General features: G+C 43.3%; 5 protein-coding genes. All 5 read left to right on the top strand.

Annotated features, from left to right (window positions below; genetic code table 11):
- Positions 1-59 precede the first annotated feature (59 nt).
- The 5 genes from K7X70_RS19880 (at position 60) to K7X70_RS19860 (ending at position 13,264) form a co-directional block, all read left to right on the top strand.
- Positions 60-2,336 carry an FAD-dependent oxidoreductase gene (locus K7X70_RS19880; RefSeq protein WP_222538710.1) on the top strand — a complete coding sequence of 759 codons (2,277 nt, stop codon included), beginning with the start codon at positions 60-62 and terminating at the stop codon, positions 2,334-2,336.
- Between the two features lie 143 nt (positions 2,337-2,479).
- Complete coding sequence (locus tag K7X70_RS19875; RefSeq protein WP_222538709.1) at positions 2,480-5,632, top strand: SusC/RagA family TonB-linked outer membrane protein; 3,153 nt, start codon at positions 2,480-2,482, stop codon at positions 5,630-5,632.
- 48 nt (positions 5,633-5,680) lie between these two features.
- Positions 5,681-7,246, top strand: coding sequence for a RagB/SusD family nutrient uptake outer membrane protein (locus tag K7X70_RS19870; protein WP_222538708.1), 1,566 nt, complete (start codon positions 5,681-5,683; stop codon positions 7,244-7,246).
- On the top strand, positions 7,236-9,839 hold the full coding sequence (locus K7X70_RS19865) for a glycoside hydrolase family protein (RefSeq protein WP_255607445.1): 2,604 nt from the start codon (positions 7,236-7,238) through the stop codon (positions 9,837-9,839). Before K7X70_RS19870 ends, K7X70_RS19865 begins: the two co-directional genes overlap by 11 nt.
- A complete protein-coding gene (locus K7X70_RS19860) occupies positions 9,830-13,264 on the top strand; it encodes a hypothetical protein (RefSeq protein WP_438268967.1) in 3,435 nt (1,144 codons plus the stop codon). The genes K7X70_RS19865 and K7X70_RS19860 overlap by 10 nt, the downstream gene beginning before the upstream one ends.
- Positions 13,265-13,269 lie beyond the last annotated feature (5 nt).

Below are 13,269 nucleotides of genomic sequence, written 5' to 3'. Positions count from 1 at the left end.
TCAGTACTTAATTAGGATGTACCGAATACATTTGGATCCAATACCAAATATATTTCTAAATGATAAGGGAAGAATCTCAAAATAAAAGAGCTGTTAAATCAGTATCTGCCGGGTACGACCTGGTCGTTGTTGGAGGAGGGTTATCTGGGGTATGCTGTGCCATCACCGCCGCAAGAAAAGGCCTCAATGTGGTGCTTGTTCAGGATAGACCGGTTTTAGGAGGAAACTCCTCCTCTGAAGTTCGGCTGTGGATCCTTGGTGCAACATCTCACATGGGAAATAATAACCGCTGGGCCAGAGAAGGAGGAGTAGTTGATGAAATCTTAATAGAAAACATGCAGCGGAATCCCGAAGGTAATCCTGTTATTTTTGACACCGTCTTGCTGGATAAAATCTACCAGGAACCAAATATTAAACTGCTTTTAAATACAGCTGTATACGACCTCGAAAAATCTGATGCTGATGAAATTTCATCTGTGAAATGTTTTTGCAGTCAGAATTCAACGGAATATATCTTAACTGCCAATCTGTTTTGTGACGCCTCTGGCGATGGGATTCTAGGCTTTTTAGCCGGTGCTGCGTTTAGAATGGGCGCAGAGAATAAAGAAGAATTCGGAGAGAAGTTCGCCCCTGAAAAGGAATACGGAGAACTGCTTGGACACAGCATTTATTTTTATAGCAAAGATACAGGCAAGCCTGTCAAATATATCGCCCCTACATTTGCCTTAGCCGACATCACGAAAATTCCAAGGTTCAAAAGTTTTAATGCCAAGGAGTTTGGGTGTAAACTCTGGTGGCTGGAATATGGCGGCCGCATGGACACCGTTCACGAAAGTGAAAATATCAAACAGGAACTCTGGAAAGTGGTGTACGGCGTTTGGAACTACATCAAAAACTCAGGAGAATTTCCGGAAGCGGAAACCATGACCTTGGAATGGGTGGGCAGTATCCCTGGAAAAAGAGAAAGCAGAAGATTTGAAGGAGATTATATGCTCAATCAGCAGGACATCGTGGCGCAGCACCAGCATGAAGATGCCATCGGATTTGGAGGCTGGTCTATCGACCTGCATCCGGCAGATGGCGTGTTTAGCAATAAACCAGGATGTAACCAATGGCATAGTAAAGGTATTTATCAAATCCCATACAGATGCCTTTACAGCAGAAACATCAAAAACCTATTTCTGACTGGCAGGATTATCAGCGCAAGCCATGTGGCATTCGCCTCTTCAAGGGTAATGGCCACAGGAGCATACCTTGGACAAGCAGTAGGGATGGCAGCATTCATTGCAAAGAAAAATGGCCTCCAGCCAAAAGAACTGAACGAAAAAGAAATCATGAAATCCCTGCAGCTGGAATTAATGAAAAGCGGTCAGCACATTCCAGGCATGGCCCTTACAGATGCAGCAGATCTCGCACAATCGGCAACGATTACCGCTTCCAGCGAAATGAACCTGGAGGAAATCCCTTTTGATTTCATGAAAAACCTCGATATTTCCGCCGCACAAATGGTTCCTTTACAAGCCGGAAAAGTTCCTTCTTTTACTTTCACAGTAGAATCATCAGAAGAAACTACCCTGCAGGTGGAACTCAGGATCAGCTCTAAATCAGGAAACTTTAGTCCTGATGAACTATTGGAAATTCAGCAGATCCCACTGAAAACCGGTTCCCAGGTATTGAACACTAATTTTGGTGCCAAGCTAAACGAAAACGCCTATATATACCTTTGTTTCAGGAAGAATCCAGGAGTTAAACTCGGATTTTCCAATACCCGGATCACAGGCGTTTTATCAGTTTTCAACTCCGTAAATAAAGCAGTCTCAAATTTTGGCAGCCAAAAACCAACGGAAGATATCGGTGTGGATGAATTTGAGTTCTGGTGCCCGCAGCGCAGACCTGAAGGCCATAATATTGCCCTGAAAATAAACCCGCCATTAAATCCTTTTATAGTGGAACAGCTGAAAAATGGAATCGGCAGACCCGTAAATGAACCAAATGCCTGGGTGTCCTCCATCACTGATCAAAATCCGGAACTCTCTTTAAAGTGGAAGGACCAAACCAGCATTAAGAGAATAGAGCTTTGTTTTGATACAGATTACGATCATCCGATGGAATCTGTGTTGATGACGCATCCAGAAAGAACAATGCCCTTCTGTATTAGAAATTATACCATAACAGATGGGAATGGGAAGGAGCTCTTCGTTAAAAAAGACAATTACCAATCTATCAATGTTATCGAATTGCCAAAGACTCTGATAACCAATGAATTGACCCTAAAGTTTGAACACCCATCAGCGGAAATTCCAGCTGCATTATTTGCAATCCGTTGTTATAGTTAAGTTTTATTAACCAAAGCAACGCATTTGTTATCATTTAGGTAACCTTGTTTTGCTATTTTCGGCACAAACCGCCACAAGATCCGGGGAAGATAAAACCCTGGATCTAATGATCCTGAACCAAATAACCAAATATAAACTATTGCATGAGAAAAATTTACCCGATTTTTGGAACATGGCTATTGCTATCCATAGTCCTCTGTATGTCCCAGCAATTGCTCTACGGACAGTCAAGTTTACCGGTCAAATTGATTACCGGAAAAGTATCCGATGCCGAAGGAAAACCGCTTATCGGTGTTAGCGTCCAGTTAAAAGAGACAAAAACAGTAGTTTCCTCCGGTACTGAAGGTAGCTATAAGATTAACGTTCCCGGAGGGAAAGGAACGCTGGTATTCTCCTATATCGGCTTCCTGACAAAGGAGCTGCCCCTGGCCGCAGGAAGTATCTACAATGTGAAGCTGGAGGAAGATCTTAAAGGATTGAATGAAGTGATTGTGATTGGATACGGGAGCACCACTAAGGGCGACCTGACCGGCTCTGTCGGTTCAGCCAATATCAAAGACATGAGCAAAGCACCTGTGGGGACTTTTACCGAGGCTTTAGCAGGTAGAGTTGCCGGAGTTCAGGTTTCTTCAACTGATGGCCAGCCAGGAAATGAACTGAATATCATCGTTAGGGGAGCCAATTCTGTGACACAGGATAATGCACCTTTATACGTAATTGATGGTTTTCCGATGGAAGCTTCAGCAGCGAATAGCATCAATAATGAAGAAATTGAGTCCATTGAAGTATTGAAAGATGCTTCTGCAACTGCCATATATGGCGCCCGTGGTGCAAATGGAGTCGTATTGATCACTACAAAAAAAGGGAAAGTCGGCGCGCCGCAAATCAATTATGATGGCTGGGCAGGCATGAATTCTATCATCAAAAAACAAGAGGTATTGAGCCCTTATGAGTTTGTGAAATACCAGCTGGAATTAAACCCTGATCTCTATGGCCCTATCTATCTTAAAGACGGGCAAACGCTGGAAAGCTATAGGGATCGCAAAGGCATAAACTGGCAGGACGAAATTTTCCGAAACGCCTATGTGCAGAACCATAGCCTTTCTCTGCGCGGAGGAACTGAGCAAACTAGATATGCAATCTCCGGATCACTGTTAGACCAACCGGGAATTATTATTAATAGCGGTTTTAAACGGTATCAAGGACGTATTGTACTGGATCAGAACATCAATAAAAAACTGAAAGTCGGCGTAAACCTCAACTATGTATCCTCAAAGAAATTTGGAACAGTAGTCGCCGAATCACAAACCAGTCCTACTGCCAGTTTAATGTACAGCGCCTGGGGATACCGTCCGGTAACCGGAAATGTTGATTTCGACGACAATATGATCGATGAGCTGTATGATCCGGATTTGAACATGACTGCTGATTACCGGATCAACCCGCGACTGGCGGCACAAAACGAATATAAGCCAGTCTTCAATAGTACATTGGCAATCAATTCCTATTTAGATTATAAAGTATTGAAAAACCTTTCCCTGCGAATTACCGGAGGAATGAACAAGGCAAACATCAGACAGGAAATTTTCAATAATTCATCCTCCCGCCTTGGAAATCCAAACAACAATAACAAGGTGAATGGGGCGGTAAATAATATCGATAACACCAACTTTTTGAATGAAAATACGCTGACCTATCAGACCAAATTTAAAGGAGGACATTCCTTAAAAGTACTTGCTGGCTTAACCATGCAGGACGTTAGAAGTTACTCAAATGGTTTTTCTTCTATTCAAATTCCTAATGAGTCCTTGGGTATGAAAGGAATAGGTGAGGGCCAGATTATAGTCGCACCAACTTCAGACCTAAGGAACGGTTTGCTATCCTATCTGGGAAGAATAGATTACAATTATAAATCAAAATATCTCATCACCGTTTCCTTCCGTACGGATGGATCGTCAAGATTTCCTAAAGACAACAGATGGGCATCTTTCCCTTCCGGAGCCTTTGCATGGCGCTTCAGCGACGAATCATTTATGAAAGAACTCCGCTTTTTAAGTGATGGGAAATTGAGAATAGGGTATGGACATACCGGCAACAACCGTGTGGATGACTATGCCGCCCTTACTGCCTTGAAAATGTTGCCCTCATCCGGATATTCAACTGGAAATGTTCCGGGGAAAGGAATCGTACCAGTAAATCTTGGAAATACAAAATTGAAATGGGAAACTACCGTACAGTCTAATATTGGGCTCGACCTGAGTTTCTTTAAAAACAGAGTTGCAGTAACAGCGGATTATTACCACAAGAAAACACGTGACCTCCTGCTGAATGCCACCCTGCCACCAAGTATGGGTTTCTTAACCGCATTTAAAAATGTAGGAAAAGTATCCAATAGTGGCATCGAGCTGAGCATCAATACAAATAATATTAAAGGGAAAATGTTCTCCTGGAATTCCAATTTCAACATCGCATTTAACCGAAACAAAGTGCTGGCACTGAACGACGATGAACCAAACCTGCTTTCGAGGGTAACCTGGGGAAATTTTAACAATGCTTTCCCGTATATCGCCGTTCCTGGAAAACCTATTGCCCAGTTTTATGGGATGAGGTTCGATGGGGTATACCAGTATAGCGATTTTGATGTGCAGCCAAATGGTACTTATGTATTGAAAGCCAATGTACCGAACAATGGAAATCCGCGTGCCAATATCCTTCCTGGCGATATCAAATTTAAAGACCTGAATAATGACGGCCAGATCGACGACAACGACCGTACGGTGATTGGAGATCCTAACCCAGTTCATATCGGTGGCTTTAGCAACGATTTCAGCTATGGTAATTTCGACCTGAATATTTTCTTTCAATGGAGCTATGGCAATGACATCTTAAATGCCAACCGTATAGAGTTTGAAGGTGGAGATCCTACACAAAGAAACCTCTTGAATATGTTTGCCTCTTTTGCGAACAGATGGACCCCTGAAAATCAAACCAATGATTTATACCGGATCGGTGGACAAGGCCCTGCTTATTATTCTTCGCGTACCATCGAAGATGGCTCTTACATCCGATTAAAAACGGTGTCTATTGGCTACAGGTTACCTGCTTCAGTGTTAAAGACCTTGAAAATGAAAAGTCTGAGGTTCTCCCTGTCCGCTCAAAATCTGATCACCTGGACCAAATATTCCGGTTTGGATCCAGAGGTGTCAACCAGACATACGGCCTTGACTCCTGGATTTGACTGGTCGCCATATCCGAGACCGCGGACAATCGCGATCGGATTGAATGCTAATTTTTAAATCTTTAATCAGTGATAGGAATGAACTATCCTAAAAAAACATAGAGGTATGAAAACGAAAATATTAATACTGCTGATGGGCATCATGATGCTTTCCTGCTCCAAACTGTTGAATAAAGATCCTGATTTTGTAACGCCAGATACTTATTTTAACACAGAAGAAGACCTGAAAAACGGCCTGAATGGAGTATATAATAGATTGATTGACCCTAATGGACGCGTGTATGGCCGTGGATTATTCAGCTATTTTGTAGTGAGTGATGAAGCGTTTTTTAAAGGAATTTCAATCAACAACATCCGTGTCATGGTGATGGATGCCAGCCATCTGGATATAGGAAGGCTTTGGGAAGTACTATATGAAGGTGTGAACCGTGCAAACTTGTTGTTGGAACAGGTAGATCAGGTGAATATGGATAAAACGCAGCGCGATGCCATCAAAGGAGAAACCTTGTTTTTACGTGGTTATTACTATTACCTGCTCGCAGATCTTTTTGGTCCCGTTCCTTTGAAATTGAGTTCCACCAAATCGCCAAATGATCCTTATCTGCCACGTGCCCCTCTACCAGAAGTATATGCTTCAATCGTAAAGGACATGCAGGAGGCAGAAAAACTGGTGAACGATATTGACTACTTCTCTTACAATGAGCGCATCTCCAAAACTGGGGTGCAGGCGATATTGGCAAGGGTTTTTCTAAAGATGGCAGGCGCACCTTTAAAGGATGTAGCCCGCTATAAAGATGCTTTGGAATACGCAGATAAGGTGATCTTATCGAACAAACACGCGCTTAACCCGAATTACAAACAGATTTTTATCAACCATACTCAGGACATCAATGAAAAGAAAGAATGTATCTGGGAAATTGGCATGTATGGCAATAAAGTAGGAACGGTAGACCTTGCCGGATCCATGGGCGTTGAAAACGGAATTGAATGTCCAAGTGAGGCCATCGGTTATTCCGGAGGCGCGATGAAGATCACCGCTAAACTGTATGAGCTTTTTGGTACCGCAGATACCGCGAGGAGAAACTGGAGCATCGCGCCATATCGCTTTGTAACGACTGCCGGCAGTACCCTAAAGTCTAATTTTACCGATAAACAAATTTACGACCGAAACCCTGGAAAATGGAGAAGAGAGTACGAAAACGGATCCAAAGCAAGGAGTTTTACCTCCACTAATTTTCCGGTGATCCGGTATTCAGATGTCTTATTGATGAAAGCAGAGGCTGAAAATGAAGTTAATGGAGGACCAACACCAGCCGCTTACGATGCGATCAATAAAGTGAGAAGAAGGGCCTTTAATAAACCACTGGGCACTGCAAATGCCATTTGCGATATTCCAGCAGGTTTAGGTAAAACCCAGTTCTTAGCAACGCTGCAAGATGAACGCGCAAGGGAATTGTGTTTCGAAGGAATCCGCAAACACGACCTGATCCGCTGGGATATTTATGTAAAAACGATGAATGACTTAGGTAAAAACATTACGGCAACAGCACCTTCCACCTATAAATATGCAGCGAATGCTGGCAACAACACGACGGATAGAGATGTGTTCTTCCCAATACCTACAACAGAATTAACCGTGAATAAACTTATAAAACAAAATAATGGTTGGTAGATTAATAGGACTGATATGTCTTTTCCCATATTTCGTTTTCGCACAGTCTAAAGTACCATCAATGTCTAAAGGGCCTTCCATGGCCAATGGACAGTTGAATTTAGAATGGGTAAATTCGGCGAAAGGATATCACCTGAATAAGATATCAGTCCTCAATAAAGGATCATGGATAAAGCTGTCAGCAAAACCATCCGGGGAGTTTTCTGTCCTGTATGCTGCGGATAGCTCATCTCTACAGGAGAGCAGAGGTACAGATAAGGGGCTTGATTTTCCGGAATCTATTTACCGTTACATCATACCAATATGGAAGCAAGGCACATCTTTGGTCCAAATGAATAAAGCCGGAAAAGCCTTTGGTTTTTATCCCGATAGGAAAAAAGAAACCCCTGATCAACTGATATTTCAGAAGGAACTTGATCAGTTCTCCCTCAGCTCTTCCTGGGAGTTTGATGCACAGCATCCAAACGACCTGAAAGTGACGCTGAAATTAACAGCGAAAAAACCAGGGTATTATTCGATTGCTTCACCAGAACTGGCCTTGTTTGATAAAAACAATTTCAAATGGGCAACCGTTCCAGGCGTCTTTCAAGGGAATCAATTAAATGCCAATTTCGTTAATGCTTATGCCTATGGGCAGGGGATTCCGGATGTGCCAGTGATGGTGAGGGAGCGCACCGCATCCACCCTTTCACCTTTAGTTCAAAACAGTCAAAACATCACCTTAGCGGTTATTCCAGAGCCAGGGACAGGACGAGATCCCTGGGCATCTGATACCAAAACGCAAGGAACCTGGAACCTTGGGTTGTCAGTATTGAACAGAAAGGGCAATATGATGCCAACCGTATATCACCCGGTGCTGGGACAAGCCAATTCTTATCTGGCAAAAAATGAATCAGTCAGCTTTTCTTTCCGCTATACCATCATGGCGGAGGATTGGTTTACAGTTATGAAACATGCTGCGAATGACATATATCAGTTTAAAGAGGTGCTGGCGCTGAAAAAGACAGCAACTTCCCTTACGGATCGCGTATTTAAAATGACAAAATATGTGACTGACGATAGCCTTTCTATGTGGCAACTGTCTCCCTATAAAAATATGGAGATCGGTGCACAGAAATACCTGGGTGGAGTATATGGCTCCGAAAAAGATGCAATCAAAAATTCAGATTATGGAGCGATGTGGATGCTCGCGAAGTTAACCAGTAATCAAAAGCTGATCAATAACCGCCTTCCTTATGCCCGAAACTTCAAAATCGCACAGCAGCATTCCGAAAAAGATTTCTTCTATGGCGCTTCCGAAGGACAATATTTCTTACAAAACAGTAAGAAATTTACAGAAGAGTGGGGGCCATATACAGAACCTATCGGGAGCACCTATTACCTGATGATGGACATTGGAAACATGCTCTTGTTCAGCCCTGATGATGCGAAATTGCGTGCGGAATTAAAACTAGCCGCTGAGAAATTATGGTCCTGGATGAAACCTGATGGAAGCTGGGAAGTGGCTTACGACAATAAAACAAATGAGGCCATGTTTAAAGATATTTTAGACCTAAGGCCTACATTTTATGGCTTGTTCATCGCTTACAAATTATTAGGAGATGAAAAGTATCTACATGCGGCCAAAAAAGGGGCCGATTGGTACATCGCACAGGCGATCAATAATGGCGCATTTATCGGTGTTTGCGGTGACACCAGGTTCGCACCTGATTTTGCAACGGCACAGAGCGTACAAGCCTTATTAGATCTTTACGAAGTCACTAAAGACCCGAAATATCAAAATGCCGCAATCGCTGCGGCTAAAATTTATACCGCATCTGTCTACACACATCCCATTCCTTCTGCACAGGAAAAACTGGTCAATGGAGTGAAAAGAGCAGATTGGGAAATCAGTCAGGCCGGATTAAGTTTTGAGCATGGCGGGATACTTGGATCTGCAAACCACCATGGACCAATTCTACTGGCTAGCCACGCGGGAATGTTCCTCCGGATGTTCTCCATCACCAAAGACTCCCTGTTTCTAACGATGTCCAGGGCTGCAGCATGGGGCAGAGATGCTTTTGTAGATCAAAAAACAGGCGTTGCTTCTTATTATTGGGATGCAATGGATAAAGGAGCAGGCCCATTTCCTCACCATGCCTGGTGGCAGATTGGCTGGATCATGGATTACTTGATTTCAGAAGCAGACCTTCGCTCAGAGGGACAGATTTCATTTCCACGAGGTTTTATTACGCCTAAAGTTGGTCCGCATCAAACTTATGGCTTTGCAGCAGGCAAAGTGTATGGTACAGCTGCTTCCTTAATTTTAGAACAAGGACTAGTTAAGGCCGAAAGTCCATACCTGGAGTATGTAACGGCATTGAATGCTGATCAACGTAAGTGTTTTGTGGTACTCATGAACAATTCAGATCAAAAGCTGAACACACAGGTACAGCTTAACCCCAGAAAAATTCCAGGTCATTCAGTGGCGGTATCAAAACAACTTGCGCTGATCGATAAAGATGGTAAGCGCAGCTTACTGTCCGGCAATTCCAATTCCCTAAACATTGAACTGGCCCCCTTTAGCTTAAAAGTAATAGAACTATGCTATTGAAAAAGATAATATTGTGTTTGGTATTCAGCTGCTGTGTCTTTGCCTCTGGTAAAATATATGGGCAAAATACTTATTTTATTGAAGTTGAAGACTTCCAGTTTCCTGCAGGCTGGGTATTTAGTAAAGAAGCAGGAACAAATGTCTCCGGAAAAGGTGCCTTATATTCGGCGGCTTCGAAAGAGTCGATTCCTGATGCACTCACTGTGATCAGCCTAAAAACAAAAGGCAGCTTTTTCATCTGGACCAGATCCAGAGCCTATGCAGACCAAAAGCCGGGAACGAGAAGATTTCTTTTATCGGTAAATGAACAGGACATGAGCCAGGAATCCGGCCATCATATCGGAGAAGGTTATGCCTGGGAAAAAGTAGGCCGCGCGGATCTTGATGCCGGAGAAAATGTGTTAAGGTTAAAAAATACCAGTAAGTATTTTGTACGCTGTGATGCCATTTTGCTGACCACTGAGGAGGCTTTTAATCCGAATAAGGAAAGCATTGCCCTTGCTGGTTATGCCTTAAAACCAAGTCTGGTGAAAGAAAGGCCAGCGGTGTTACCGATTTCCGAACCCATCGCCTTTACAAAAAAGGCAAATACGCTCGCTTCGCTGTCTAATGATAAATTGAAGCTGAGTTTTGAAGAAGTAATAAATGATAAAACGGGGAAACAACAGATCGCTGCTACTACGGCTATCTTTCAGGATAAACGTTGGACCACATTAAAAGCGCAGGTAGAGGAACACCGGATATTCCTGCTGACTGCCAAAAAAGCTAAAGTAGAATTTGGTGCTTACTTTACCTCATGGAAGAATGCTCAGAGCTTAACCGAGTTCGTGGTAAAAGGAAAGACCTATCATCCGATGGACCAGAATGCGGCCAAAAATCCTTTCCTGGCCGGAGAACTTTCCGCATGTCTGCCCTCCGCTGTAAAGCAGGTTTCCCCGGAAGAACTCTGGGTAACGTATCTGACCGATAAAGGTCAGGAGGTGAAAGGCGTCTGGAAACTTAAACCCGGAGCCTCCCATTATGAGCTGAGTTTAACGTATGTAGCCAAAGACGCAGGCTATTACAGTTTTGTGCTGTCAGCATTCCAGGATGTTTCTGAGCAGGAGGTGAAAAATGTACAGCTTCCTCCAATGTTTAATTATAAACGTTTGCCCGCAGAGCGGATAATGGTTCCAGGAGCGATGACGCCACAGCCACTGGCCATCGTGGAGCTTGGTCAAAATAACAAGCAACTGAGTTTCTTTGTAACAGGCTCACTAAATGATTTTCCATTAGACTGGGGAAAAGACAATACCTCCAGAATCGGTTTCTCCCTTAAAAATGCATTCAATAAGGTGCAGCCGGTAGCATTCGCACCAGTCTTAGGGCTGGATGATTCCAAACTTCTGGCTGGACAACCTTTAAAAAGAACATTCAACCTTGGCGCAGTACCAGACAACTGGAATGGCGCATTAGAATATATTTCGAATGCGATTTATCAGGTCAAAGATTACCGTGCTCAGGATTCCAGCTCCCTCACTAATGCTGCATTTAACATGATCGACCTGATCAAGAATGACGATGCTTCAGGCTGGAACCCAGAATTGAAAGGCTTTTATGATATCGAAGCCGATCCAAAAATAGCACCAACAGTAGCACAATCTGCCCCATTGGCAGTGATTTCTGCAGCGATTATGGGCCGGGATGAAGCACTTTACCTCAGCCGTGCTTTGCCAACCATCGAATATACTTTATCAAGGAGCGCATTCAGATGGGCTAAAGCTGCAGGTGCACCATACAACCTGAAAGAAGAATCATTGGTGTTGGATCCTTATAAAAACGTACAGTTTAATACCGCTTATTTTGATGCACTGAACCAGCTGTTAGAACAAAAGAACCCCTGGCTGGTACAGGTAGGGATGCCAGATCAGCAACCCAGAAAACTGTCTGGCTATAGCGTAAATCTTCCGGCATGGACGCAGGAATTAGCAGCCTACCGACTCACAAAAGACAATCAATGGCTCGATAAAGCAGTATTGCATGCAAAGGAATTTGTACAAAAAGAAGTTTATGGCCAAAAGACGCAGTTACTGACTGCACAGCCATTTTACAATACCTCATTTTATCCATATTGGTGGGATTTGATGGACCTGTATGAGCTCAATAAAGACAAGGTCTTTCTGGAGGCCGCTAAATATTCCTCATTTTTTACCATGGCAGGGATCCGTTCCTATCCTTTTGTTCAAAATAAACCTCAGCTGATCCATGAAGGAGGTAATTATGAGGGCAATACAAATTTGTGGTGGAAAGATGGAAAGAAATTCCGTTTAGGGTTTCCCCGTATCCCAGGAGATATAACCGAGAAAGAAGTTCCTGAATCGCTGATCTCCCCTGTAGGATTGGGCCTGGAACAGCCCATTACTTTCTTCCTTCCCAATAAAAATGTACGTCATATCTTTATGTCTACCTGGGCACCGCATCTACTGCGCCTTTCTGCAGAAAGCAACAAGGATATTTTTGAGATTTACGCGAGGAACTCTATTATAGGCCGTTTTTCTAACTATCCAGGTTACTATGCAACCGGTTTTACCGACCTTACTTACCGGGCAGATTATCCTTACAAAGGACCGGATGTCAACTCGATCTATTACCATCATATCTCGCCGCACCTGGCCTTTACCCTTGATTTTCTGGTTACAGAAGCCATTCAAAGGTCTAAAGGTAATATCACTTTCCCATGGGGAAAGCAAGAGGGTTTTGTTTGGTTTAATAACCGGATTTATGGTGCGGGAAAAGGAACTATTTTTGACGATAATCGCGTAAAACTTTGGCTAAAGAAAGGCTTGGTGACGATTGATAATCCTGCGATTAATTACATTACAGGAATTTCTGATGATCGTTTCTGGCTGGTCTTGTTAAATGAGGCACCGCAGGAACAGCAGTTAGAAATTGGCCTGGACCTGGATCAGTTGTCGGTTAAAAATACCGGCGTTAAATTTTATAATGGTGCCGCTGCCAAACCAGAAAATATAGCGCTTACCGGAAAGAAAATGAAGGCGGTGATTGCAGGAAAAGGGCTAAGGGCTTATTCATTCCCACTAGCAAAACCGATAGCTGAAAAAGTAATTCCTCCAGTTAAAAATGGGATGCAGGAAATAAATATAGGCGCTCCCTGGGGCAAGCTTCACGCTTTTCGGATTCGTTCGCCCTTTGGCTGGGATTCTATTTATGCGTACCTGAGCACCGCACCTTTAGCAGGAGCAGAGGCGGAGATGGAATTGAATGAGGATTCAGCCAGTATTGTGAAACGCGTGGGTTATCCTTTTGAATGGTCTTTCAGTCGGATTGACCCGGAAAAGCCAGCATCTATCAGCTTAAAATTGAAAAGTAAGGGCAGTAAAGAGGTCCTTCAAGTAGAGGTGCTATTTGGAAATAATGATAAATAATCGGA

Source organism: Pedobacter polysacchareus (genome assembly GCF_019802255.1).
Classification (GTDB): Bacteria; Bacteroidota; Bacteroidia; order Sphingobacteriales; family Sphingobacteriaceae; genus Pedobacter; species Pedobacter polysacchareus.
The sequence above is the reverse complement of the archived record's forward strand: the minus strand, read 5'-3'. Positions and strand labels throughout refer to the sequence as shown.

What these genes read in the sequence shown, in the direction of transcription:
- K7X70_RS19865 (WP_255607445.1), top strand. Translation starts at nt 7,236, where the DNA reads ATGGTTGGTAGATTAATAGGACTGATATGTCTTTTCCCATATTTCGTT.
- K7X70_RS19880 (WP_222538710.1), top strand. Translation starts at nt 60, where the DNA reads ATGATAAGGGAAGAATCTCAAAATAAAAGAGCTGTTAAATCAGTATCT.
- K7X70_RS19875 (WP_222538709.1), top strand. Translation starts at nt 2,480, where the DNA reads ATGAGAAAAATTTACCCGATTTTTGGAACATGGCTATTGCTATCCATA.
- K7X70_RS19870 (WP_222538708.1), top strand. Translation starts at nt 5,681, where the DNA reads ATGAAAACGAAAATATTAATACTGCTGATGGGCATCATGATGCTTTCC.
- K7X70_RS19860 (WP_438268967.1), top strand. Translation starts at nt 9,830, where the DNA reads ATGCTATTGAAAAAGATAATATTGTGTTTGGTATTCAGCTGCTGTGTC.